The 23649-nt window shown below is 62.3% G+C and carries 31 protein-coding genes and 1 tRNA gene; 20 read left to right on the forward strand and 12 right to left on the reverse strand.

Annotation, left to right across the window (positions count from 1 at the left end; translation table 11 throughout):
- Nucleotides 1–10 precede the first annotated feature (10 nt).
- Entirely contained in the window at nucleotides 11–1486 is a 1476-nt protein-coding gene (locus BM269_RS06150; RefSeq protein WP_373994383.1) for a murein hydrolase activator EnvC family protein, read from the reverse strand.
- Nucleotides 1486–2232, reverse strand: a complete 747-nt coding sequence (gpmA, locus tag BM269_RS06155) for a 2,3-diphosphoglycerate-dependent phosphoglycerate mutase (protein ID WP_090436136.1) — start codon at nucleotides 2230–2232, stop codon at nucleotides 1486–1488. The genes BM269_RS06150 and gpmA overlap by 1 nt, the downstream gene beginning before the upstream one ends.
- A 103-nt stretch (nucleotides 2233–2335) precedes the next feature.
- On the opposite strand from gpmA, the gene BM269_RS06160 reads away from it, so the two are divergent.
- The 5 genes from BM269_RS06160 to BM269_RS06180 all read left to right on the forward strand — a co-directional run bounded on the left by BM269_RS06160 (nucleotide 2336) and on the right by BM269_RS06180 (nucleotide 5199).
- Nucleotides 2336–2737 carry a rhodanese-like domain-containing protein gene (locus tag BM269_RS06160; protein WP_090436293.1) on the forward strand — a complete coding sequence of 134 codons (402 nt, stop codon included), beginning with the start codon at nucleotides 2336–2338 and terminating at the stop codon, nucleotides 2735–2737.
- Between the two features lie 4 nt (nucleotides 2738–2741).
- On the forward strand, nucleotides 2742–3002 hold the full coding sequence (gene grxC / locus BM269_RS06165) for a glutaredoxin 3 (RefSeq protein WP_057265991.1): 261 nt from the start codon (nucleotides 2742–2744) through the stop codon (nucleotides 3000–3002).
- 139 nt (nucleotides 3003–3141) lie between these two features.
- The gene (gene secB / locus BM269_RS06170; RefSeq protein WP_090436137.1) at nucleotides 3142–3633 is read left to right on the forward strand and encodes a protein-export chaperone SecB; all 492 of its coding nucleotides are present in this window, start codon (nucleotides 3142–3144) and stop codon (nucleotides 3631–3633) included.
- An 85-nt stretch (nucleotides 3634–3718) separates the two neighbouring features.
- Nucleotides 3719–4165: an SH3 domain-containing protein gene (locus BM269_RS06175; RefSeq protein ID WP_090436138.1), complete on the forward strand. Its 447-nt coding sequence runs from the start codon at nucleotides 3719–3721 to the stop codon at nucleotides 4163–4165.
- Between the two features lie 5 nt (nucleotides 4166–4170).
- Complete coding sequence (locus BM269_RS06180) at nucleotides 4171–5199, forward strand: NAD(P)H-dependent glycerol-3-phosphate dehydrogenase (protein ID WP_090436139.1); 1029 nt, start codon at nucleotides 4171–4173, stop codon at nucleotides 5197–5199.
- Here the strand turns inward: BM269_RS06180 and BM269_RS06185 are convergent.
- Nucleotides 5180–5512 carry a cupin domain-containing protein gene (locus BM269_RS06185; RefSeq protein WP_090436140.1) on the reverse strand — a complete coding sequence of 111 codons (333 nt, stop codon included), beginning with the start codon at nucleotides 5510–5512 and terminating at the stop codon, nucleotides 5180–5182. The two genes, BM269_RS06180 and BM269_RS06185, sit on opposite strands and share 20 nt — an antisense overlap.
- A 47-nt stretch (nucleotides 5513–5559) precedes the next feature.
- Nucleotides 5560–6249: an aquaporin Z gene (gene aqpZ, locus BM269_RS06190; protein ID WP_090436141.1), complete on the reverse strand. Its 690-nt coding sequence runs from the start codon at nucleotides 6247–6249 to the stop codon at nucleotides 5560–5562.
- 143 nt (nucleotides 6250–6392) lie between these two features.
- On the opposite strand from aqpZ, the gene BM269_RS06195 reads away from it, so the two are divergent.
- The 13 genes from BM269_RS06195 to BM269_RS06255 all read left to right on the forward strand — a co-directional run bounded on the left by BM269_RS06195 (nucleotide 6393) and on the right by BM269_RS06255 (nucleotide 16478).
- Complete coding sequence (locus BM269_RS06195) at nucleotides 6393–7703, forward strand: metal-dependent hydrolase family protein (RefSeq protein ID WP_090436142.1); 1311 nt, start codon at nucleotides 6393–6395, stop codon at nucleotides 7701–7703.
- 53 nt (nucleotides 7704–7756) lie between these two features.
- Nucleotides 7757–8251, forward strand: coding sequence for a winged helix-turn-helix transcriptional regulator (locus tag BM269_RS06200; protein WP_090436143.1), 495 nt, complete (start codon nucleotides 7757–7759; stop codon nucleotides 8249–8251).
- On the forward strand, nucleotides 8248–9948 hold the full coding sequence (locus tag BM269_RS06205; protein WP_090436144.1) for a long-chain-fatty-acid--CoA ligase: 1701 nt from the start codon (nucleotides 8248–8250) through the stop codon (nucleotides 9946–9948). The genes BM269_RS06200 and BM269_RS06205 overlap by 4 nt, the downstream gene beginning before the upstream one ends.
- A 143-nt stretch (nucleotides 9949–10091) precedes the next feature.
- On the forward strand, nucleotides 10092–10283 hold the full coding sequence (locus tag BM269_RS06210) for a hypothetical protein (RefSeq protein ID WP_090436145.1): 192 nt from the start codon (nucleotides 10092–10094) through the stop codon (nucleotides 10281–10283).
- Complete coding sequence (locus tag BM269_RS06215; RefSeq protein WP_090436146.1) at nucleotides 10280–11044, forward strand: hypothetical protein; 765 nt, start codon at nucleotides 10280–10282, stop codon at nucleotides 11042–11044. The genes BM269_RS06210 and BM269_RS06215 overlap by 4 nt, the downstream gene beginning before the upstream one ends.
- A gap of 86 nt (nucleotides 11045–11130) precedes the next feature.
- The gene (locus BM269_RS06220) at nucleotides 11131–12381 is read left to right on the forward strand and encodes a DUF3472 domain-containing protein (protein WP_090436147.1); all 1251 of its coding nucleotides are present in this window, start codon (nucleotides 11131–11133) and stop codon (nucleotides 12379–12381) included.
- Nucleotides 12382–12512: 131 nt separating this feature from the next.
- Nucleotides 12513–12779, forward strand: a complete 267-nt coding sequence (locus tag BM269_RS06225) for a BufA1 family periplasmic bufferin-type metallophore (protein WP_090436148.1) — start codon at nucleotides 12513–12515, stop codon at nucleotides 12777–12779.
- Nucleotides 12779–13540: an alpha/beta fold hydrolase gene (locus BM269_RS06230; protein WP_090436149.1), complete on the forward strand. Its 762-nt coding sequence runs from the start codon at nucleotides 12779–12781 to the stop codon at nucleotides 13538–13540. The genes BM269_RS06225 and BM269_RS06230 overlap by 1 nt, the downstream gene beginning before the upstream one ends.
- Nucleotides 13541–13568: 28 nt before the next feature.
- Nucleotides 13569–13838 (forward strand): BufA2 family periplasmic bufferin-type metallophore, encoded by a 270-nt coding sequence (locus tag BM269_RS06235; protein WP_090436150.1) that lies wholly within the window; start codon nucleotides 13569–13571, stop codon nucleotides 13836–13838.
- A 19-nt stretch (nucleotides 13839–13857) separates the two neighbouring features.
- Complete coding sequence (locus BM269_RS06240; protein WP_090436151.1) at nucleotides 13858–14676, forward strand: MNIO family bufferin maturase; 819 nt, start codon at nucleotides 13858–13860, stop codon at nucleotides 14674–14676.
- A complete protein-coding gene (locus tag BM269_RS06245) occupies nucleotides 14673–15413 on the forward strand; it encodes an HvfC/BufC N-terminal domain-containing protein (RefSeq protein WP_090436152.1) in 741 nt (246 codons plus the stop codon). The genes BM269_RS06240 and BM269_RS06245 overlap by 4 nt, the downstream gene beginning before the upstream one ends.
- A complete protein-coding gene (locus BM269_RS06250) occupies nucleotides 15382–15972 on the forward strand; it encodes a hypothetical protein (protein ID WP_139232677.1) in 591 nt (196 codons plus the stop codon). Before BM269_RS06245 ends, BM269_RS06250 begins: the two co-directional genes overlap by 32 nt.
- Before the next feature lie 23 nt (nucleotides 15973–15995).
- Complete coding sequence (locus BM269_RS06255) at nucleotides 15996–16478, forward strand: DoxX family protein (protein ID WP_090436294.1); 483 nt, start codon at nucleotides 15996–15998, stop codon at nucleotides 16476–16478.
- A 104-nt stretch (nucleotides 16479–16582) separates the two neighbouring features.
- Here the strand turns inward: BM269_RS06255 and BM269_RS06260 are convergent.
- The 8 genes from BM269_RS06260 to petA form a co-directional block, all read right to left on the reverse strand.
- Nucleotides 16583–16658, reverse strand: a tRNA-Thr gene (locus BM269_RS06260).
- Between the two features lie 27 nt (nucleotides 16659–16685).
- Nucleotides 16686–17105 (reverse strand): hypothetical protein, encoded by a 420-nt coding sequence (locus BM269_RS06265; RefSeq protein ID WP_139232678.1) that lies wholly within the window; start codon nucleotides 17103–17105, stop codon nucleotides 16686–16688.
- 46 nt (nucleotides 17106–17151) lie between these two features.
- Nucleotides 17152–17655, reverse strand: coding sequence for a Panacea domain-containing protein (locus tag BM269_RS06270; RefSeq protein WP_090436155.1), 504 nt, complete (start codon nucleotides 17653–17655; stop codon nucleotides 17152–17154).
- A 107-nt stretch (nucleotides 17656–17762) separates the two neighbouring features.
- Nucleotides 17763–18248 carry a ClpXP protease specificity-enhancing factor gene (locus BM269_RS06275; RefSeq protein WP_090436156.1) on the reverse strand — a complete coding sequence of 162 codons (486 nt, stop codon included), beginning with the start codon at nucleotides 18246–18248 and terminating at the stop codon, nucleotides 17763–17765.
- Nucleotides 18249–18308: 60 nt separating this feature from the next.
- Nucleotides 18309–18920, reverse strand: coding sequence for a glutathione S-transferase N-terminal domain-containing protein (locus BM269_RS06280; protein ID WP_090436157.1), 612 nt, complete (start codon nucleotides 18918–18920; stop codon nucleotides 18309–18311).
- Nucleotides 18921–19032: 112 nt separating this feature from the next.
- Nucleotides 19033–19797: a cytochrome c1 gene (locus BM269_RS06285; protein WP_090436158.1), complete on the reverse strand. Its 765-nt coding sequence runs from the start codon at nucleotides 19795–19797 to the stop codon at nucleotides 19033–19035.
- 35 nt (nucleotides 19798–19832) lie between these two features.
- On the reverse strand, nucleotides 19833–21245 hold the full coding sequence (locus tag BM269_RS06290) for a cytochrome b (RefSeq protein WP_090436159.1): 1413 nt from the start codon (nucleotides 21243–21245) through the stop codon (nucleotides 19833–19835).
- Between the two features lie 3 nt (nucleotides 21246–21248).
- On the reverse strand, nucleotides 21249–21857 hold the full coding sequence (gene petA / locus BM269_RS06295; RefSeq protein WP_090436160.1) for a ubiquinol-cytochrome c reductase iron-sulfur subunit: 609 nt from the start codon (nucleotides 21855–21857) through the stop codon (nucleotides 21249–21251).
- A gap of 200 nt (nucleotides 21858–22057) precedes the next feature.
- Here petA and mscL point away from each other — a divergent pair, with 200 nt between their 5' ends.
- Together mscL and BM269_RS06305 are read left to right on the forward strand one after the other, a co-directional pair.
- Nucleotides 22058–22483, forward strand: coding sequence for a large conductance mechanosensitive channel protein MscL (gene mscL / locus BM269_RS06300; RefSeq protein WP_090436161.1), 426 nt, complete (start codon nucleotides 22058–22060; stop codon nucleotides 22481–22483).
- Between the two features lie 31 nt (nucleotides 22484–22514).
- The gene (locus BM269_RS06305) at nucleotides 22515–23648 is read left to right on the forward strand and encodes a trypsin-like peptidase domain-containing protein (protein ID WP_090436162.1); all 1134 of its coding nucleotides are present in this window, start codon (nucleotides 22515–22517) and stop codon (nucleotides 23646–23648) included.
- Nucleotide 23649: the final 1 nt, after the last annotated feature.

Here is a 23649-nt window from a genome sequence, read left to right on the forward strand (position 1 = left end):
CTTTCCGCCGCTAGAACTTGACCCACCCGGCCGGATCTATCGGCTTGCCCTGGTGGCGCATCTCAAAGTATAAACCCGATTCTTCGTAACCGCCGGTATTTCCGACGGTGGCGATCACCTCGCCCGCTTTCACCACGTCGCCGGCGCGTTTCAGCACAGACTCGTTGTAGCCGTAGCCGCTCCAGTACTGGCCGCCGTGGTCGATGATAATGAAATTGCCGTAGCCGCGCAGCGAAGTGGCGTACACCACGCGGCCTGCCGCCACGGCACGCACTTCGGCGCCGGCCGCGGCCTTCACTACCATGCCTTTCCAGGCCACGCCGTCGGCATTCTTGCTGCCGAAGCGCTTGTCCACCTTGCCGTTGACCGGCATCGGCAAGGCCCCTTTCAGCCTGGCGAACACGCCGTCCGGCACCACCGGCGCCAGCGCCACCTCGGATGGACGCGGCGACTTCTCGTCGCGCTGGTCGGAGGTTTCCGGCTTGGCGGCGGCCTTCGGCTCTTCTTCTGCCGGCAGCGGTTTGGGCGCCGGCTTGCCCGCCTTTTTCGCCTCCTGCGCCAGGCGCTCGCGCTCGGCCTGCGCCTTGGCGCGGGCCAGCGCACGCGCTTCGGCGTCCGCCTTGGCCTTGGCGGCCCGTTCGGCGGCCAGCTTTTCCTGGCGGGCTTTTTCGGCGGCGGCAATGCGCGCCTGCTCTTCGATCAGCTTGTTCAGTTTGTCGACCAGTGCATCCAGCCGCTGGGCGTCCTGCTCCATGCGGCCGGCTTCCTTGCGCTGGGCCACCAGCTTCTTCGACAGGCTGGCCAGGGCGGCGGCGCGGCGGCCCTTTTCCTGTTCCAGCTTGACCTTTTGCTGGCGCTCTTCCTCGGCGATTTCGTCCAGTTCCTGTTTGGCGTTCTGGGCCTCGGCCTGGTTTTCCTCGACCTTTTTCAGGTTGGCGCGCAGCGAATCGAGCAGGCGCGCCTGCGACTGCGACACATAGGCCATCAGCTGCAATTCGCGGTTGATGCGGTTGGGATTGTCGCCCGACAGGAGCAGCTTGATGCGGTCCTCGTTGCCGGCCACGTACTGCTCGCGCAGCAGCTTGGCCAGTTGCTGCTTCTGCGCCGCCACCGTGGCGGACAGGCGCAACTGCTCGGCGGCCAGTTCGGCCACCTTGCTATTGAGCTGGGATTGCTCCGCCGCCAAATCGCGCAGGGTGCGATTGGCGTCGGAAATGGCTTCCTCCGACTCGGCCAGCGTATCGGCCGCGTCTTCCTTGGCGCTTTCGGTCTTGCCGATTTCCGCCTTCAGGGTGGCCAGCTTGCGCGACAGTGCCGCGCGCTCCGTCTCGGCAGCAGCCTTTTGCTTGCTGCGTTCGGTCGGCTTGCTGGCGGCGCGGGCGGCGTAGGCGCCCTGCGCCGTGCCCAGCGCCAGCAGCACAGCCAGCGCCAGGCCGCGCCAATACCGGACGCGCCCCCGGCGAATCGGATGCAGCGCCACGGGAATTACTTGGCCTTGCCCTGGTTGGCCACGGCAGCCTGCGCTGCGGCGATGGCAGCCGGGTCGCCCAGGTAATAGTGCTTGATCGGCTTCAGGTCGGCATCGAGTTCGTACACCAGCGGCTGGCCGTTCGGGATGTTGAGGCCGACGATTTCTGCGTCGCTGATACCGTCCAGCATCTTGATCAGGGCGCGCAGGCTGTTGCCGTGGGCCGAAATCAGGATCTGCTTGCCAGCCTTGATGGCCGGGGCGATGTCATCGTCCCAGGCTGGCATCACGCGCGCCACGGTGTCTTTCAGGCATTCGGTCAGCGGGATCGCATCCTGCGGCAGGCCGGCATAGCGCGGATCGTTGAACGAGGTGCGGTCGTCGCCGGCTTCCAGGGCTGGCGGCGGGATATCGTAGCTGCGGCGCCATACCAGCACCTGCGCGTCGCCGAACTTGGCAGCGGTTTCGCCCTTGTCCAGGCCTTGCAACGCGCCGTAATGACGCTCGTTCAGGCGCCAATCATGCTTGATCGGCACGTACATTTCATCCATGCCGTCCAGGGTCAGCCACAGGGTGCGGATGGCGCGCTTGAGCACGGAGGTGTAGCACAGGTCGAAGGAGAAGCCGGCATCTTTCAGGATTTTGCCGGCGGATTTGGCCTCGTTGACGCCTTTTTCGGTCAGGTCCACGTCGGTCCAGCCGGTGAAGCGATTTTCCAGGTTCCAGGTGGACTCGCCGTGACGCATGAATACGATTTTATACATAGAGCTATAACAATAGAGTTGGAAATGGGTGAAAATCGCCGCCGAAGCCACGAACAAGCATCTATTTTATAATGCGCAGATTAAGTTCAACCATTGGATTACCGTGAAATTCATCATCGACAATATTTTTCTGATCGCCATCGTCCTGTTGTCCGGCGGCGCCCTGCTGTTCCCAGTCCTGACCCAACGCGGCAAAAAAGCCTCCCCGGCCGAAGTCACCCTGCTGATCAACCGCGGCAAAGCCGGCATCCTCGATGTGCGCGCCAAGGACAAGGCGGAAAGCCGTATCATCGATTCCAAGCATATTCCGCTGGCCGAACTGGGCAACCGCATGGGCGAACTGGACAAGTTCAAGAACAAGACCCTGGTGGTGGTATGCGATAAAGGGACCAGTGCCTTCAGCGCTGCCCGCATGCTGGAAAAGTCCGGTTTCTCCGACGTTGTCGTGATGGAAGGCGGCATCGATGCCTGGAAGTCGCAAAACCTGCCACTGACACGGAGCTAAGAAAATGACTGCCAACGTTACCATGTACAGCACCCTGGTGTGCCCGTATTGCGTGCGCGCCGAACGTTTACTGGAAAGCAAGGGTGTCACCGCCATCAACAAGATCCGCGTCGACCTCGACCCGGCCCAGCGCCAGCTGATGATGGAAAAGACCGGCCGCCGCACCGTGCCGCAGATCTATATCGGCGACACCCACGTTGGCGGTTTTGACGACTTGTATGCACTGGACCAGGCCGGCGGCCTCGACCCCTTGTTAAAAGGTTAAACGCCCCCAAATACAACGGACAAACCGGTAAAACGTTGGAAAATAAACTAGTTTTGCTACAATTGCCGTCGCGTTTGACTTGGGCTGACCCTCGTGGCCTGGACAAGCATTAACTATATAACTGATACGAAAGCGTTCCATGTCTGAAGAAAACCTGCAACCTGTGTTCCAAATCCAACGCGTCTACCTGAAAGACATGTCGCTGGAACAGCCTAATTCCCCAGCTATCTTCCTGGAGCAGGAAGCCCCTTCGATCGAAGTGGCGCTGGACGTTGGCGCTGAGCCGCTGTCCGAAGGCATCTTCGAGTCCACCGTCACCGTGACCGTGACTGCCAAGATCAAGGACAAAGTCGCTTTCCTGGTTGAAGGCAAACAAGCCGGCATCTTCGAAGCCCGCAACATTCCAGCCGAACAGCTGGATCCACTGCTGGGCATCGGCTGCCCGAACATCGTGTACCCATACCTGCGTTCGAACATTGCCGACATGATCACCCGCGCCGGTTTCCCGCCGATCCACCTGGCCGAGATCAACTTCGAAGTGTTCTACCAGCAGCGCCTGGCAGCCATCGCCCAGCAGCAGGCTGCCGAAGCCGGCGCGACCCCGGTCGAAGGCTCGGCAACCGTTCAGTAATACTTCTGCGATACTATGGGGAACCACGGTTCCCCGGAATGCAAAGGCCCCAGTGGGCCTTTGCGCATTTTTAAGGTTCTAATCGATGAATTTACGCCGCATTGTCGCCCTTGCCGCAACGCTGCTGGCCTGCGCCAGCGCCCAGGCGATCGACTACCGGTCGGTCGGCGCCAATCCTGCCGTGCTGTACGGCGCCCCGTCGACCAGGGCTGCCAAGCAGTACATCGTTCCCTCCGGCGCCCCGCTGGAAGTGGTGCTGACGTATGGCGAATGGGTCAAGGTACGCGATATGGCCGGCGACCTGGCCTGGACCGAAGCCAAAGGCTTGAGCAACAAACAGCGTCATGTGATCGTGCGCGCAGCCAACACCAAGGTGCGCGGCGCCGCCGACGATACCTCGCCGGTGGTGTTCATCGCCGACAAGGGCGTGCTGCTGGAGCTGTCCGATTCGGTCGCCAATGGCTGGACCAAGGTGAAGCACCGCGACGGCCTGGTCGGCTTTGTGCGCAGCAACGACATCTGGGGTAATTGAGCAAGATGCAGCAAGAAAGCAAACGCAAGATCAGCGTGCTGGGCGCCGGCGCCTGGGGCACGGCAGTCGCCATCGCGGTCGCCGCCCGCCACGACGTGGTGCTGTGGGGACGCGATGGCGCCGCCATGGCCGAAATGGCGGCCGCCCGCGACAACACCCACTACCTGAAAGGCTACCCTTTCCCGCCTGCGCTGCAGGTCAGTGCCGATTTCGACGCCGCCGTGGCCCATGCCGGCCAGGATGGCCTGCTGATCGCTGCCTGCCCGGTCGCCGGCCTGCGCCCGCTGTTGCAATCGCTCAAGGGCAAGCCGATTCCAAACATCGTCTGGCTGTGCAAAGGCTTCGAATACGACACCGGCATGCTGCCGCACCAGATCGTGCGTGAAGTGCTGGGCGACGGCGTGCCGGCCGGCGCGCTGTCCGGCCCATCGTTCGCGCAGGAAGTCGCCAAAGGCCTGCCTTGCGCCCTGACCATCGCCTCCGGCGACGCCGCCCTGTGCGAACTGGTGGTGGGCGCCGTGCATGGCGGCACCATGCGCGTCTATTCCAGCGACGACATCGTCGGCGTGGAAGTGGGCGGCGCGGTGAAGAATGTGCTGGCCATCGCCACCGGCGTGGCCGATGGCATGGGACTGGGCCTGAACGCGCGCGCCGCCTTGATCACGCGCGGCCTGGCCGAAATCACCCGCCTCGGCACCGCGCTGGGCGGCAATGTCGAAACCTTCATGGGACTGACCGGCATGGGCGACCTGATCCTGACCTGCACCGGCGACCTGTCGCGCAACCGCCGCGTGGGCCTGGGCCTGGCGCAAGGCAAGTCGCTGGAAACCGTGGTCAATGAACTGGGCCATGTGGCCGAAGGCGTGCCTTGCGCGAAAGCGGTGCGCGAACTGGCGCGCCGCCTCAGCGTGGAAATGCCGATCACGAATGCCGTTGCCAGCGTGCTGTTCGACGGCCTGCACCCGGCCGACCTGGTGCAAGGCCTGCTGGCACGCGACCCGCGCTACGAAAGCTTCAATCCGGCAGCAAAATAGTCAGCAGCAACAGGGAGTCGGCGTTCGCCTGCAGTGCATGGGGCGCGCCGCCCTCCAGGTACAGCAGCTCGCCCGCACGCAGGATGGTGGTGCGGCCATGGGCATCGAAGGACACTTCCCCTTCCAGGCATTGCAGCGTGATCTGGCCGCGCACCGCGTGTGCCGGCAAGGCGCGGCCCGCGGGCACGGTCATGCGGATCAATTCGAGCTGTTCCGTCTTGGCCAGTGCAATCGAAGAAAACTGCGACAGGCTTTCACCGGCCTCGCGGCTGATCCGGACCACTTGCCCGGATGATGCGTGTGGTAGCGCCATATACCCTCCCTGGAGAATTTCCATGATAGCAGCAGGCGCCGCCAGGCTTATTTCTGTTCGCGGCTGATAAAGCGGTAGATGCCGGCACCGACGCCGGCACCGATGATCGGCGCGACCCAGAACAGCCACAACTGCGCCACGGCCCAGCCGCCGACATACAGCGCCACGCCGGTGCTGCGCGCCGGGTTGACCGAGGTGTTGGTGACCGGGATCGAAATCAGGTGGATCAGGGTCAGGCACAGGCCGATCGCAATCGGCGCGAAGCCGGCTGGCGCACGCTGGTCGGTCGCACCCAGGATCACCACCAGGAAGAAGGCCGTCATCACCACTTCCGTCACCAGGGCCGCCATCAGGCTGTAGCCGCCCGGCGAATGCTCGCCATAGCCGTTGGAAGCGAAGCCGGCGGCGACATCGAAGCCGGCCTTGCCGCTGGCGATCAGATACAGTACGCCGCCTGCTGCGATACCGCCCAGTACTTGGGCCACGATATAGCCCGGCAAGTCCTTGGCCGGAAAGCGGCCGCCCAGCCACAGGCCGACCGACACCGCCGGGTTCAAGTGGCAGCCCGAAATATGCCCGATGGCGAAGGCCATGGTCAGCACCGTCAGGCCAAAGGCCAGCGACACGCCATGCAAGCCGATCCCCACGCCGGGGAATGCCGCCGCCAGCACCGCGCTGCCGCAACCGCCCAATACCAGCCAGAACGTACCAAAGAATTCCGCACCCAGTTTTTGCATGTCGACCTCCGTTGACTGTTGGTAATCCACAAACAGACTAACTATAAATGGCGGAAATGACAACAATATAATGTGTTGCAATGCGGAACACACACGACCGGCAGCGTGCTACATTTGTGAACTTTCACCACGATAGGAATGCCATGCCGTCCTCCTTCACCTTGCGTACCGCACTTGCTGCAGCGTTCACCGTCGCTTGCGGCGCGGCGTCTGCCGCGCCAACCCTGATCCAGGCCGGCACCCTGCTGGACAAACCGGGCCAGGCGCCGCGTGGCAACTCGACCCTGGTGGTGGCAGACGGCAAGATCCAGGCCGTACTGGACGGCTTTGTCGGCGCCGAGCGCTATCCCGGCGCCAGGGTGATCGACCTGCGCCAGCGCTTCGTGCTGCCGGGCCTGATCGACAGCCACGTGCACCTGGTGTCCGACCGCGCCGGCATGGAAGGCGCGCTGGCCGGTGTCACCACCAGTGCCGCGGCCTGGGCCTACGAGGCGGAAATGAACGCCGGCAAAACGCTGAACGCAGGCTTCACCACCGTGCGCAACCTGGGCGACAGCGACCAGGGCATCACCCTGGCGCTGCGCGACGCGATTGCAAAGGGCTGGGCCAAAGGCCCGCGCATCATCGATGCCGGCACACCGATCTCGACCACCTCCGGCCATATGGACGGCCGCCTCGGCTACGCCGACTGGGTGCAGGAAGCCATCCACACCGACAATGTGTGCGATAGCGCCGAGGCATGCCGCAAAGCGGTGCGCCTGCAAATCGGCCGCGGCGTGGACGTGATCAAGATCGCCACCACCGGCGGCGTGAACAGCAAGATCGGCGCCGGCGTCAACAAGCAGATGTTCGATGATGAAGCCAAGGCCCTGATCGAGACCGCCCACCTGTACGGCAAGAAAGTCGCCGTGCACGCGCATGGCAAGGATGGGGTCGACCTGGCGCTGACCATGGGCGCCGATTCGATCGAGCATGGAACCTTGCTCGATGAAGGCAGCGTCAAGCTGTTCTTGAAAGCGGGCGCTTACTACGTCTCCACCATGTCGACCGTGAACGGTTACAAGGAACGCCTGGCGGCCAACCCGAATGCCTACGAACCTGCGGTGCTGGAAAAGATCAAATGGCGCATCGGCATCACCGGCAAGTCCTTCAAGCTGGCGCACAAGAACGGCGTGAAGATCGCCTTCGGCACCGATGCGGGCGTGTCCAAGCATGGCCGCAATGCCGACGAGTTCGAATACATGGTGGAATTCGGCATGAGCCCGGCCGAAGCGATCAAGGCTGCCACCGTGAATGCCGCCGACCTGCTGGGCGTATCCGCCGTGGCCGGCACGCTGGAAGCGGGCAAGGCCGCCGATATTATTGCGGTCAACGGCGATCCGCTGAAGGACGTGAAAGTCCTGAAGCAGGTACCGTTCGTGATGGCCGCCGGCACAGTCTTCAAGCAGGAATAGCACGCGCCCAAATTTCGCTTGCGTTACCGAAGTAATTGCAATAAATTCAACCCATGAGCAAGAATTCGTTCGTGGAGATGAACTGCCCCATCGCCCAAACCCTTGAACAGGTGGGCGAGTGGTGGACCTTTGTCATCCTGCGCAATGCGTTTTGCGGCATGAGCCGCTTCCAGGATTTCCAGCGCCACCTGGGCATCAGCACCAGCATCCTGGCGCGGCGGCTGGAAAAGCTGGTGGAGAACGGCATCCTGTTGCGCCAGCCCTCGGCCGACGACGCGCGCATTGTCCATTACCGCCTGACTGAAAAAGGCCGCGCGCTTGCCCCCATCCTGGCTGCCATGACGCAGTGGGGAGAGCAGTGGGCGCCGAACCCGCAAGGCGCACGCCTGACGATGGTGGAAAAGACTACCGGACTGCCGGTGGCCGGCGTCGGCATTCTCGCGGCGGATGGCCGCGCGCTGCAACCCGAACAGATCGAGACGGTGGCCGGCCCCGGCGCCGATGACAAGACGCACGCCCTGGTGCGCATAAGAGAGGAGACTGCATGACCGCTGACAAAGTCTGGCTGAAGTCCTACCCCGATGGCATTCCCGCCACCATCGATCCCGAGCTGTATGGTTCCCTGCCGCACCTGCTGGAAGAATCGTTCTCCCGATTTTCCGAACGCAAGGCATACGCCTGCATGGGCAGCACCATGGGTTATCGCGAATGGGATCGCCATTCGCGCAACCTCGCCGCCTGGCTGCAACAGCGCGGCCTGCCGAAAGGTGCGCGGGTGGCGGTGATGATGCCGAATGTGCTGCAGTACCCGATCGCGGTGGCAGCGGTGCTGCGCGCAGGCTTCACGGTGGTCAACGTCAATCCGCTCTATACGGCACGCGAGCTGGAACACCAGTTGGCCGACTCCGGTGCGGAGGCCATTTTCATTCTCGAGAACTTCGCTACCACGCTGGAGAAGGTGCTGCCGCACACGCAGGTCAAGCACATCGTGGTCGCCAGCATGGGTGACCTGCTGGGCCTGGGCAAAGGCGCCCTGGTGAATTTCGTGGTGCGCAAGGTGAAGAAGCTGGTGCCCGGCTTCAGCCTGCCGGATGCGGTGTCGTTCCGCGCAGCCTTGCGCGCCGGCGCGGGGCTGGAATTGCGCAAGCCCGACCTGGGACATGACGACATCGCCTTCCTGCAGTACACGGGCGGCACGACCGGGCTGTCGAAAGGTGCGGTTCTGACCCACCGCAATGTGATCGCCAATATGCTGCAGAACGATGCGTGGGCCGGGCCGGCCTTGCTCCAGGAGCGCGATGGCCGGCAGGTCATCACGGTATGCGCGCTGCCGCTGTACCACATCCTCGCGCTGAACGCCTGCATGCTGATGGGCGCACGCTGGGGCGCCATGAACTTGCTGGTGCCGAATCCGCGCGACATGGCCGGCTTTGCGAAAGAGCTGGCCAAGTATCGGGTCAACTTCTTCCCGGGCGTGAATACGCTGTTCAATGCGCTGTTGAACCAGCCGGAGCTGGCCAAGGTCGACTTCTCCGGCCTGCGCATTACGCTGGGCGGCGGCATGGCGGTGCAGCAGGTGGTCAGCGAACGTTGGCTGAAACTGACCGGCAGCCCGATCCTGGAAGGCTACGGCTTGTCGGAAACGTCGCCCACGGCCACGCTATGCCGCCCGGACCAGCAAGGCTTCAGCGGCACCATCGGCTTGCCGGTGCCCTCCACCGAAGTAGCGATTCTCGACGATGACGGCAAGCCGGTGCCGTTCGGCCAACCTGGCGAGATTGCGATCCGCGGGCCGCAAGTCATGGCCGGCTACTGGCGCCGGCCAAGCGAAACCGCCATCGTGATGACGCCTTCCGGCTACTTCAAGTCGGGCGATATCGGCATCATGGATGAACAAGGCTATGTGCGCATTGTCGACCGCAAGAAGGACATGATCCTGGTGTCCGGCTTCAACGTCTATCCGACCGAAGTGGAGTGCGTGGTGGCGGCGCATCCGATGGTGCTCGAATGCGCCTGCGTTGGCGTGCCGGACGCCAACTCGGGCGAGGCCGTGAAGCTGTTCGTCGTGCGCAAGGACACCTTGCTCACCAGCGAGCAGTTGATGGACTTCTGCAAGCAGCAGTTGACCGCCTACAAAAAGCCCAAGCACATTGAATTCCGCGACAGCCTGCCCAAGTCCAACGTCGGCAAGATCCTGCGGCGCGAACTACGCGAAGCGCCGATCGAAGAAAAAGCCGCCGCATAAGCCAGCGGCGCCGCGCGCGCCGCAAGCTTTAACCAACACTTAAAGGGCTTCCCTTACGGTTTGTGCCTATGGAACATCCCGGGTAACGGCGCCTATAATGGCTGGGCGAACCGGCACGCCTTTGCCGCCCTCGGAGATTCCGCATGAAACAACTGATCGTAGCAAGCCTGGCGCTCGCACTGACCGTGCCGGCCTTTGCAAGTACCACGCACGCCAAAACCACCACGAGCCACCACAAGGCAAGCTCGACCAGCAGCAAGCACCACGTGGCAAAAAAGAAGGCCGCCGCGCATCATAAGGCCGCGAAGGCAACCACTCACCACAAGCACGCATGATTTTCGTCTGGGGCAGGAAGGCGGTCTATACCCACGCCGGCTACGTCGCAGACTTCTGCCCCGTATGCCGGGCAAGCCGTGCGTTCTCCGTGCAGCGCATCGGCATGGCCTGGCATGTCTACTATGTCACCGTTTCCAAAGGCGAGCTGGCCGGATACCAGCGCACGTGCTGCGATTGCGGCATGGTGCTGCCAATGGAAGTCGGCCATTACACCCGGTTGAGCGCCGAACAGCTTCCGCTGGTGCAGCTGGAGCAAGCCACCAATCCCCATTTATCGATCCGCCACGCCGACGCACTGGCCGCTGCTGCGCGCCTGCGCGAGGCGCCATTACTGCTCGATGAATCGGAACGCCGGCGCCAGATCGATGCCGCACTGCGCCTGCAAGCCGATGCGCTCGACGAATTCGAGGCAACCACGCGCCTTGACCGCGAGGTCTGGTGGACCATCGGCGGCGCATTCGCATTCTGCGCCCTGGTGCTTATGGCGCTGCGCCAGCAGGCGCCGGAAAACATGGATAACGGTTTCATCATCGCCTTCTTCCTCAGCCTGGGCGCCGTGGCCTGGCAATTGAGCCAGATGGGAGAACGCTTCCTGGTCCGGGCCATCCTGCCCAAGCTGGCCCGCTCGCTGGCGCCGCTGCAGCCCAGCGCGACCGAACTCGATGAAGCATTCGAACGCATGCGCGAGCAGGGCCGCAAGCTGGCCAAGCGCGTGGACGGCGTGCGCGTGCAACAAGCCATTAGCGCCCTGCGCAACTAAGCCAGCGCTCGTGAAACCAGTTGCGTTTACTTTCGATTCATCGTAGCTTACCTTTCGCATTGCAAACAATCTGAAAGGATACGGAGATGAAACGAAGAATTTCGCTGTTAATCCTTGCGTTTTCCGCCATGACGGCCTTGGCGGGCCAGCCGGCCGCAAGCGGAGACGCGGTCGTCGCCCTGGCTGGCAACGGCTTTATCACCCGCACCGGTTCCGGCTCGACGGAAGTCATCAACAACAACGGCCTGGCCAACTGGACCAGCGCCAGCACCGTCACCAGCGTCTGGTTCCGCATGGCCGCCGCAGGCAATGCCACGCTGTCCTTGGACGCCAGCCTGGCCGGCAGCAAATCCAGCAAGATCCGCGTCACCGCCAACGGCACCCCGTTCGCCATCACCCTCACCAAGGGCAGGACCAAGACCTACGCGGTCGGCACCATCAACGTGCCTGCCGCCGGCTATGTGCGGGTTGACCTGCAGGGCATCAGCAAGTCCGGCTCTTACTTCGGCGACGTGGCAGCGCTGCGCGTCAACACCAGCACAGCACTGGACTACGCCGACGACGCCGCCAACTACTACTGGTCGCGCCGCGGCCCGTCGGTCCACATGGGCTATGCGGTGCCGGCCAACACCGAGTACTTCTACAACGAGGTGACGGTGCCGCTCGGCGAAGACAAGATCGGCTCCTACTTCATGGCAAACGGATTCAACGGCGGCTACTTCGGCATCCAGGTCAATTCGCCGACCGAACGCCGCGTGCTGTTCTCGATCTGGGATGCCGACAGCGGCGCCAAGACCACGCTGGTGCGCAAGGGCCCGAACGTGGTCGACAACACGTTCGGCGGCGAAGGCACCGGCGGCCAGTCCTACCTGCTGTACAACTGGGTAGCCGGCAATACCTACCGCTTCATCACCCGCACGCTGCCGGACGGCGCAGGCGGGACCGACTTCTCAGCCTGGTTCTACGCCCCGGAAACCAACGCCTGGCGCTTCATCGCCACCTGGAAGCGCCCCGCCACCACCACTTACCATGCCGGCGTGTATTCCTTCCTGGAGAACTTCATCGACAGCAACGGCTACCTTGGCCGCAGCGTACAGTTCAACAACCAATGGGCACGCAGCACTGGCGGAGCCTGGAGCGAAGTGGTGAACGCACGCTTCACCGGCGATGCCACTGCTGCCAACGCCCAGCGCATGGACTACGCGGGAGGCTTGCAGAACGGCAGATTCTATCTGCGCAATGGCGGTTTCTTTAGCCCGCACGTGCCGATCAAGCAGAACTTCGCTCGCCCGGCAACGGGACAGGCCCCAACGGTGGATGTCAGCACCCTGCCGTAGAGATTTTTGTATCCCAGTGTATCTGGCGCCATGCCAGATACACAACTTGCGGAATCGCCCCACGCCACCGACACAAGCGATACACACTGCCCCCTTAATCTGGTCACACCTTAACCAAGGAGACCAAGATTATGAAAACCACTTACGCAGGACTCGCAGCCACCCTGGCTATCGCACTGTGCACCTCCGCCGCACATGCCGCAGAACCCAAGAAAGAAATGGAGAAGTGCTATGGCGTGGCGAAAGCCGGCCATAACGACTGCGCCGCAGGGCCGGGCACCTCGTGCGCCGCAACCTCCAAAGTCGACTACCAGGGCGACGCCTGGGTGCTGGTAGAAAAAGGCACCTGCACCTCCATCAAAACCCCCAAGGGCTACGGCTCGCTGAAAGCGAAGTGATGAAGCGTGCCACTGCATCCGCGATCGCGCTGGCCGCAGGCCTTGCCGGCGCGGCACAGGCCGCCGCTCCAGCCGCCCAGCCGGCCGCGAAAAACATTGTGATCGTGCCGGGCGCCTTCATTGACGCCTCCAGCTGGCGCGTGGTGCACGACACGCTGCGCCTGAAAGGCTTCAACGTCACCGTCGCCCAATTGCCGCACACCTCGCTCGATGACGACATTGCCATCGCCCGCAAGGCGATCTTCCAGCAGGTCGGCAACGTGGTCGTGGTCGGCAATGGGATCGGCGGCGCGGTGATGTCGAACGTGGCCACCGGCGACAAGGTGAAAGCACTGGTGTATGTCGCAGCCCTGATGCCTGAAGTCGGCGAAACCTCCCAGCAACTGCTGTCGTCGATGCCCGGCGCCGGCGAAGGCGTGAGGCCGGACCGCGCGGGCTTCCAGTACTACGACGCCGCGCGTTTCCACGCCGACCTGGCAGCCGACCTGACGCCGAACCGCGTCGGCTTCATGGCGGCCTCGCAAGTCCCGGTCAGCAATGTGCTGATGGGGACGCCGAGCTGGTTCGCCACATGGCACCAGAAGCCGAGCTTCGGCATCGTCGCCACGCAAGACCGCCTGGTGAACCCGGAGCTGCAGCGCTGGATGTACCAGCGCGCCGGCGCCAAGATCACCGAAATCGCAGCAAGCCATGCATTACAAGTATCGCAGCCGGAAGCGGTTGCGAAAGTCATCGAAGACGCTGCCCTTAGCGTCCTGTAAGTCCCACCCCAACCAAAGGAGATTCATCATGAGCATCGCTACCAAAACCCGCGCTGGCCTGGCCGGCGCCGCCGCCCTGATCGCACTGGCTTCCCTGTCGGCACCAAGCTTCGCTGCGGAAAAAGCGAAGGAAGAACCAGGCCGCTGCTACGGCATCAACACCTGCAAGGGCACCAGCCTGTGCGCCACCGCCAAGAACGACTGCAAAGGCCTGAACCAGTGCAAGGGCCAAGGCGTGCTGGTAAAAACCCCGACCGAGTGCAAGGCACTGGGCGGCACCCTGACCGAAGCCAAGTAAGACTCGACGGAGACACACCATGCACGCCCACCGCTTTGGCCTCGGCCTGCGCCGCGAACACTACCGCGATTTCCTCGAAGGCGACGTTGAGGTGGATTTCGTCGAAGTGATCTCGGAGAATTTCATGGTCGCCGGCGGCCAGCCACGCGACATCCTGCGCCGCGTGAGGGAAAAGCATCCCGTGGTGCTGCATGGTGTGTCGATGTCGCTCGGTTCAGCCGACGGCTTGCGGCGGGACTACCTGGCCCGCCTGTGCGCCCTGGTGGAGGAGATCGAGCCGATGTTCGTCTCCGATCACCTGAGCTGGTCGCGCATCGCCGGTTTCAACTCACACGACCTGCTGCCGCTGCCTTACACGCAGGAGGCGCTCGACATCATCTGCAACAACATCGACCAGGCGCAGGAAGCGCTGGGACGCACCATGCTGGTCGAAAATCCCTCGAGCTACCTGGCATATGCCGAATCCACCATGACGGAATGGGAATTCATCTCCGCAATGGCCAAGCGCACCGGCTGCGGCCTGCTGCTGGATGTGAACAACGTCTTCGTCAGCGCCAGCAACCATGGTTTCGACCCGCTCGACTTCCTGCGCGGCGTGCCCATGAACCGGGTATGCCAGATCCACCTCGCCGGCCATAGCCAGGGCGACGGCCTGCTGATCGACACCCACGACAGCGCCGTCAACGACGCTGTGTGGTCGCTGTACCAGCAGACGATCGCACGCTGCGGCCCCGTTGCCACCATGATCGAGCGCGATGGCGATATTCCGCCGCTGGCCGACCTGCTGGCCGAACTCGATACCGCACGCCGTCTCGCAACGCACAGGGAGGCAGCATGAACCTCGCCGACCTCCAGGGCGACTTCCGCGCCATGCTGGCGGCCTCCGCGCCAGTTGCCGGCGTGCCGGCCGGTCCGGGCCGCGCGGTGTACCAGAACAACTACCGCGCACAACTGGTCGGCTGCCTCGAAGAGAGCTACCCGCAACTGCGCACCTTCATCGGCGAAGAAGCCTTTTTGCACGCCGCAGCCACGCATATCAAGCGCAGCCCTCCCCACGCCTGGACGCTGGACGCCTACGCCGATGATTTCTGCGACACGCTGCAGGCCCTGTTTCCCGACAATCCCGATTTGCACGAACTGGCCTGGATCGAGCACGCGCTGAGCCAGGCGTTCATCGGCCCGGATGCCGCACCTGCCGCCGCCGAAGCACTGGCCGCCACCGACTGGGAGCACGCCCGCCTGACGCTGACGCCAACACTGCAATTGCGTATCGCCACCACCAACGCCGCCGACTTGTGGTTCGCCCTGCGCGACGGCAGCGGCAACGTCGAAGGCGAGATGCTTCCCGCGCCTGGCGGCCTGCTGGTGTGGCGCCGCGGCTTCGTTTCCTGCCTGCGCGCGCTGGACGCCATCGAATTCGCCGCGCTGACGCAAGTCCAGCGCGATGGCAGCTTCGCCGGCCTGTGCGCGCTGCTGGTAGAACGTGTCGGCGAAGAGCAAGGCATTGCCAGCGCCGGCGCCATGCTGGCCGACTGGCTTGGCAGTGAACTCATTACCGGAGTTGAAAATGAATGAAACCCGCCGCCTGTTCCTGCTCTCCGCCCTCACCGGGCTGGCAGGAACCGCAAGCCTCGCCTTCGCCCCGGCGCTCGCCGGAGCCGCGCTGCCGATCCGCAGCGCCACCGAAGTCCTGCGCGCCGTAGCGGCCGCACAACCGGCGCTCAGCTACCACGCCGCCGGCCCGGACGATGGCCGCCCCATCGTGCTCGCCCGCAGCGCCGGTGAAGCCATCGACCACTACACTGAGATCGCATCCCTATTGGCGGCGCAAGGCTACTTCGTTTTGCTGCCTACGTTACGCGAAGCGGATGCCGCCGTGCCCGGCCAGGACCTGCTCGCGTTCATCGACAGCCTGCACATTCCGGAAGCCGTCTTCGTCGGCAGCGGCCATGGCGCGCAAGCAGCACGTGCCGCCGCCACGCATCGCCGCACGCGCGTCATCGGGCTCGTATTGTCAGACTCCGGCGCGGCGCCAACGTCCGTCCCCACCATCGGCCTCGCCGCCGGCGCCTCGGCGCAACAGATTGCCGACGCCGCCATCACACTCGCGCGCCAGGGTAAATGGCGCACCTGACACCTGACTACACGGAGACCAGCATGAACACCAATTTCGCCCCATCCCCAGCCACCGCACGTCCCGCCGCGGGCATCGTGTCAACCCGCATCGCAGCGCTTCACGCACTGGCCGCGCGCCTGCTGCCCGCCTCCGTGCAATTGCTGGCCGCCCGCTTGGGCATCGCCGCAATCTTCTTCCTCTCAGGCCGCACCAAAGTCGAGGGCTGGTTCACGCTGAAGGATTCGACAATCGACCTGTTCCGCTACGAATACATGCTGCCGCTGATCCCGCCCGAGATTGCGGCGCCGATGGCCACCTTCGCCGAACACGCCCTGCCGCTGTTGCTGGTCGCAGGCCTGTTCACCCGCTTTGCCGCTCTCGGCCTACTGGCTATGACAGCCGTCATCGAAATCTTCGTCTACCCCCAAGCCTGGCCTACCCATCTGAGCTGGGCCGCCCTGCTGCTGCCCCTGATCGCCCAAGGGGGTGGAAAACTCTCACTGGACCAGCTGTTGAAGCGATGAATTCCATGACAGTCGAGGATGCCAGGGCTTTCCTGGCGCTGTGGTGCGGCGATCATGGGCTAAAAGAAAAAGCCCAGCCGGTGAGGGCTGGGCTTTCAAAATGCTGGTGCCGGCTGCAGGACTCGAACCCGCCACCTGATGATTACAAATCAACTGCTCTACCTGATGAGCTAAGCCGGCTGTGAAACTTTCGCCGCGAATTATACGCTACTTTTTGCTGACTTCGGATTTTTCCAGCGATTCGGCCTTGCTGGCCGTCTCGGTGCGGAACAAACCGCGTATCACGCCGAGGAAGGCCGCCAGCACATTGACCGTGACGCCCGTCGTGATCGCGATCAAAGCGGCATCGCTGATAACCTGCTTGCCAAGCATTGCGGCGATCAAGCCATTCGCCAGGATGAGGAAAATCCAGAAATGAATGCAGTCCGCGGCCAACTCATATGCTTTGGCGGCGTAAATATCACGTAGCTGGCGGTTGGCGCGCTTGTCTCGCACCTCTTCCGTCTCGAACAGGTCAGCTTTGCGGCGCGGGGCTTGCTGCGTTGCTTCGACCACGTCCTTCGGAATCGCCGCAGCGGCTGGAACGGCAGCTCCCGGTACATTGGGTGGAGGAGCGTCTTCGCTCACCGGTATAGCGGCTTGCAGGGCGGCAGTGGTTTGCCCGCTTGATCGCTCAACGCGCGGCCTCAAAGGCAAAGTGTGGATCCTGATGAATATGCTGCGCCAATTCTTCGTTTTGCATGGGGCCACCGTCGGCTCCGCCGGTCCTAAACCAAGCCGAGTCTTCCTGGTGCGTGATATACGATAGCTGCGCGCCAGAATACTCCCCGTAGACACGGATGATCTCGTCGACCAGCGCCCAGCTTTCCTTGTCATCAGCGCCGACATACGGCGTCACCTTCAGCAGCTTGCCGTCGCGCTCGACAAGGTGTCCGCCCAGCGCAGCAATCGGTCTTGCGCCGTACTCTTTGAACTCGTGATAAAGCGAAGGGATGACGGGACCATATTGCCAACGGCAGAACACGTCATCCATCAACGGCTCCTGCTCCTTGGCCAGGCACCATGATTGTGCAAAGAATAGGAGCTTTTGCAGCTTCATCGGAGTCAGGTCGCGCAGCTTACCTTCTTGGGCACGCTTGATGAAGGCGTTTGCCACAGCCATTGCTGAATATGCCATTGCGCCCCCCCTTGAATGAAAATTGATCGACTGGTCTTAGTGTGCCACAAAATGACAAATGGCTTACGGGTAGACCACGTAAGCCATTGACTGAAGACAAGTTGGGATTACTTGATGCGCGTCAGTGTTGGACGGCCACCTTTCTTGGGCGGTTCGCCGCCATCGTCCGGTCCATTCTCGTCATCGTTGCGTGGCGCCGGGGCGCTGGGCACGGAAGACAAGGTCGGAACGGGCGCAATGTCTTCGACTTGCGCAGGCGTTTTCGCTACGGGCGCCTGGTCCAGCAACGGTTCGAACGCCATGCCCTGGCCGTTTTCGTTGGCGTAGATCGCCATCACGTTATTGACCGGCACGTAGATCTCGCGCGATACGCCGCCGAAACGGGCGTGGAAGTGGATGGCGTCGTTATCCATCTTCAGGCCGGAAGTGGCGCCGAAGCTGATATTCAGGACGATCTCGCCCTTCCGCACGTATTCCATCGGTACCTGGGTTGCTGCGTCGACCTTGACCGCCAGGTAGGGGGTATAGCCGCAATCGGTGCACCATTCGTAGATGGCGCGCAGCATGTAGGGCTTGGTGGAGATTTCTGACATGTTCAAACTATATGGTGCGGCGCGCTCATTGCAAGCAAAGGCGCGCCGCCGGGGCCGTAATTAACGGCGCATTACTTTCTCCGACGGAGTCAGCGCTTCGATGTAGGCAGGGCGCGAGAAGATACGCTCGGCGTACTTCATCAGCGGAGCTGCGGTCTTCGACAACTCGATGCCGTAGTGGTCCAGGCGCCACAGCAGCGGAGCCACTGCCACGTCCAGCATGGAGAACTCGTCGCCCAGCATGTACTTGTTCTTCAAGAACAGTGGAGCCAGCGTGGTCAGGCGGTCACGGATTTCTGCGCGGGCCTTGTCGTGGCTCTTGTCGTTCGTCTTGTTGCGCTCGCTTTCCAGCGTGTGCACGTGAACGAACAGCTCTTTCTCGAAGTTGAACAGCATCAGGCGGGCACGGGCGCGCATCAGCGGGTCGGCCGGCATCAGCTGCGGGTGCGGGAAGCGCTCGTCGATGTACTCATTGATGATGTTCGATTCGTACAAAATCAGTTCGCGCTCGACCAGGATGGGTACCTGGCCGTACGGGTTCATGGTCGAAATGTCTTCCGGCTTGTTGAACAGGTCAACATCGCGCACTTCAAAGTCCATGCCTTTTTCAAACAGGACCAGGCGGCAGCGCTGGGAGAATGGGCAGGTCGTGCCCGAATAGAGAACCATCATTTTCCTAGTTCCTTAGAAACAAAGGGGGCGAGACCGCGAACGGTTCACCCCAGTTGGGCCGCCCGCACCAAGCAGGCGGCGCAAACACGCGCCGGATCACCGGCGCAAGCGATTATTTGACTTCTTTCCAGTACGACGCGTTGAGGCGCCATGCCAGGGTAGCGAAGATAGTCATGAAGATCAGGACCCATACGCCCAGCTGCTTACGCTTCTGTGCGGCTGGCTCGGCCATCCACTCCATGTAGCCAACGATGTCGGCCACGGCAGTGTCGTATTCCAGCTTGTTCATGCTGCCCTTCGTGACTGGCTCGAAGCCGACGAACTTGTGCACCTTCTTGCCGTGATTGTGCGGGTCGGCCACTTCTTCAAACTTGGCAGCCTGCACGCCCTGCAACTCCCACAGCACGTGTGGCATGGCCGCATTCGGCAGCACCATGTTGTTGAAGCCGGTTGGGCGGGTGTCGTCCTTGTAGAAGGTACGCAGGTAAGTGTACAGGTAGTCGCTGCCGGTGTTGGACGGCGTGGCCTTGGCGCGCGCGATCACGGACAAGTCAGGCGGCACGGTGCCGAACCAGGCCTTGGCGTCCTTGGCCGGCATGGCGGTGGTCATCATTTCGCCCACTTTCTCGCCGGTGAACAACAGGTTGTTCTTGATCTGGTCTTCGCTCAAGCCCAGGTCGCGCAGGCGGTTGTAACGCATGGACGACGCATTGTGACAGTTCAGGCAGTAGTTCACGAACAGCTTGGCGCCGTTTTGCAGGGCAGCCATATTGTGCGAGCGGTCCGGGGCCTTCTCCAGCGGGAAGCCGCCTTCATTAGCGAAGGCGAGCGCCGGTACCAGGGCCAGGAGGGCCAGCAGTTTCTTCGAAAAGATCATTTATTAGTCCTTTGCTTAGCGTTCTGGTCGTCCGATTAGTGCGCGTGGAACACAACGCGGTCCGGCACCTTCTTGAACGTACCCATCTCGCTCCACCATGGCATCAGCAGGAAGAAGCCGAAGTAGTACAGGGTTGCAATCTGCGCGATGATCGTGCCGATTGGGCTTGGCGGCTGGGTGCCCAGGTAGCCCAGGGCGACGAAGGAAACGGCCAGGCCGGCGTACACATACTTGTGCCAATCAGGACGATAACGGATCGATTTCACCGGCGAGTGGTCCAGCCATGGCAGGAAGGCCAGGATCACCACGGAACCGCCGAAGAACACCACACCCCAGAACTTCGCGTCCAGCGCGCCCGGCACCATGCCGACGATCATGGCCAGCGCGATCACGCTGACAGCGATCTTGACCATGCTCGACAGCTTGGACTTCATCCACAGGAAGGCGGTGTAGGCGGCGATGCCCACCATCAGCACCCACAGGAAGTCCGACGTGGTGGCACGCAGCACCGAGTAGAACGCGGTGAAGTACCAGGTCGGCGCAATGTGCGGCGGGGTCTTCATCGAATCGCCCGGCAGGAAGTTGTTGTACTCCAGGAAGTAGCCGCCCATCTCAGGCGCGAAGAACACCACCGCCGAGAAAATGGTCAGGAACACGGACACGCCGAACAGGTCGTGCACGGTGTAGTACGGGTGCGAAGGGATGGAATCGACCGGGTGGCCGTCCGGACCCAGGTTTTCTTTCACTTCGATGCCGTCCGGGTTGGACGAGCCCACTTCGTGCAGCGCGATCAGGTGGGCAGCCACCAGGCCCAGCAGGACCAGCGGGATGGCGATCACGTGGAAGGCGAAGAAGCGGTTCAGGGTCGCGTCGGACACCACGTAGTCGCCGCGGATCCACAGCGACAGGTCCGGGCCGATCAGGGGGATCGCACCGAACAGGTTGACGATCACCTGGGCGCCCCAGTACGACATCTGGCCCCATGGCAGCAGGTAGCCGAAGAAGGCCTCGGCCATCAGGCACAGGAAGATGGCGAAACCGAACAGCCAGATCAGCTCACGTGGCTTGCGGTAGGAACCGTACATCAGGCCGCGGGTCATGTGCAGGTACACGATGATGAAGAAGGCCGAGGCGCCGGTCGAGTGCATATAACGCACCAGCCAGCCCCATGGCACTTCGCGCATGATGTATTCCACCGATGCGAACGCCAGGCCGGCGTCCGGCTTGTAGTGCATGGTCAGGAAGATGCCGGTGACGATCTGCAGCACCAGCACCAGCATGGCCAGCGAACCGAAGATGTACCAGAAGTTGAAGTTTTTCGGAGCGTAGTATTTGCCCCATTGGTCGTTCCACAGCTTGGTGGCAGGGAAGCGGTCGTCGACCCAGCCCATCAGCTTCTTCGCTGCAGGTGCGTCGGCGGGGAATTTGGTTTCCTTGAATGCGCCCATGGATTATGCCTCGCCTTTCTCGTCTTTACCGATGATCAGCTTGCTGTCGCCCAGGAACATATGGCGCGGCACTTGCAGGTTGTCCGGAGCAGGCTTGTTCTTGAATACGCGGCCGGCCAGGTCGAAGGTCGAGCCGTGGCATGGGCACAGGAAGCCGCCGAGCCAGTCGTCCGGCAGCGAAGGCTGGGCGCCTGGGGCGAATTTCGTCGACGGGGAGCAGCCGAGGTGGGAGCAGATGCCCACGGCGACCAGGATTTCGGGCTTGATCGAGCGATGTTGGTTGCGGGCGTATTCCGGCGTCAGGTCGTCGGGGGTTCGCTCGGATTTCGGATCGGCCAGTTCAGCCTCGTCTTTCGCCAGCGTTGCCACCATTTCCGGGGTACGCTTCAGGATCCAGACTGGCTTGCCGCGCCATTCGACAGTTTTCATTTCGCCCGGCTGCAGCGTAGAGATATCCACTTCCACCGGTGCACCAGCTGCCTTCGCGCGCTCGGACGGCTGGAACGTGCTTACCAGGGCGCCAGTTGCACCCAAACCGACCACACCACCTGCCGCACATGTTGCGACGAGGAGACCGCGACGGCTCGAATCGACCTGCTTCTCGTTACTCATACAAACCCCAATCAGTCAAAAATCCAAAATCTTTATTGTTAACAAAGCTTCTAGCAACCTTAAATTATAAAGTAGTGAAGATGCGATTTAAAGCAAAACCTTGCAATTAACCAATCCATCCCAATGTTGCGCCCCTTGCGTGTTCGATGAATTTGCAGCAAAGTTGATACAAATCCATAAATTTTTGGGGGGAATGTGTTATGGGAATGATGCAAGACTTTAAAGAATTTGCCATGAAGGGCAATGTGATCGACCTGGCGGTCGGTGTCATCATTGGCGCAGCCTTCGGCAAAATCGTCGATTCCCTGGTGGCCGACGTCATCATGCCGCCGATCGGCATGCTGCTGGGCGGTCTCGATTTCGCCAACTATTACATTCCTCTCAACGGACAGGCGCACAACCTGGCCCTGGCCGAAGCGAAGAAGCTGGGCGCGGTCATCGCCTATGGCAATTTCTTCACCATCCTGCTGAATTTCGTCATCCTGGCCTTCGTGATCTTCCAGATGGTACGCCTGGTGGCGAAATTGCGACGCGAGGAAGCGCCGGCTGCCGCTCCGGCAGAACCCGCGCCGCCTTCAGAAGATATTGTGCTCCTGCGCGAAATTCGCGATTCTTTGCGAAAATAGGAGTTAACGCCCATTTTGTAGCAATACCGCCATGCGAAGACTCTGGTTATTGTTTGCACAAACGGTGACCATCGCATTGGCACTGTTCTTTGTATACACGGCCGTGCAGCGGCCGTCCGTGCTCCCCAAGCCGGTGCCGCTCGCCGCCCACACGGCAGTGCTGGCCGACGCCAGCGCCCCGCCATCCCCCGGGTCTTACCGCGCCGCGGCCGGCCGCGCCATGCCGGCCGTCGTGAATATCCTGACCACCAAGGCGGTGCGCAAGCGCCATCCGCTGTCGCGCGACCCGTTCTTCAAACGCTTTTTCGGCGACCGTGACGAGGAAGACGACCAGAACAGCCTCGGTTCCGGCGTCATCGTCAGCCCGCAAGGCTATATCCTGACCAATTACCACGTGGTGGAAGCGGCCGACGAGATCCAGGTGGTGTTGCCGGATGGCCGCAAGGCTGCCGCCAGGATGGTCGGCACCGACCCGGAAACCGACTTGGCCGTGGTCCGCATCGAGCTCGACAAGCTGCCGGTCGTCAACCTGGGCCAGGTCGAACAGGCCAAGGTGGGCGACGTGGTCCTGGCCATCGGCAACCCGTTTGGCGTCGGCCAGACCGTCACCATGGGCATCATCTCCGCCTTGGGCCGCAACAACCTGCACATCAACCACTTCGAAAACTTCATCCAGACCGACGCTGCCATCAATTTCGGCAACTCGGGCGGCGCCCTGATCGATACCCAGGGCAACCTGCTGGGCATTAATTCGGCGATTTACTCCCAGACCGGCGGCTCGGTCGGCATCGGCTTTGCGATCCCGGTCAGCACGGCGCGCAATGTGCTGGACGCGATTATCAAGGATGGCCACGTGGTACGCGGCTGGATCGGCGTCGAATCGCAGGAGATCACGCCGGAACTGGCGCACAGCTTCGGCCTGGACCGAGATTCGGGCGCCATCATCGCCGGCGTGGTGCGCAACGGCCCGGCCGACAAGGCCGGCATCAAGCCGGGCGACATCCTGCTGTCGGTGGACGGCAAGGCGGTCAAGGACACCAATGAAATGCTGAACCTGATCGCCCAGCTCTCGCCCGGCGGCCAGTCGACCATGCGCATCCTGCGCAAGAGCCGCGAAAGCGATCTCCAACTCACCGTGGGCAAACGCCCCCCAGCCAAGAAATAAT

The sequence above is a fragment of the Duganella sp. CF458 genome, assembly GCF_900113115.1.
GTDB lineage: Bacteria > Pseudomonadota > Gammaproteobacteria > Burkholderiales > Burkholderiaceae_D > Rugamonas.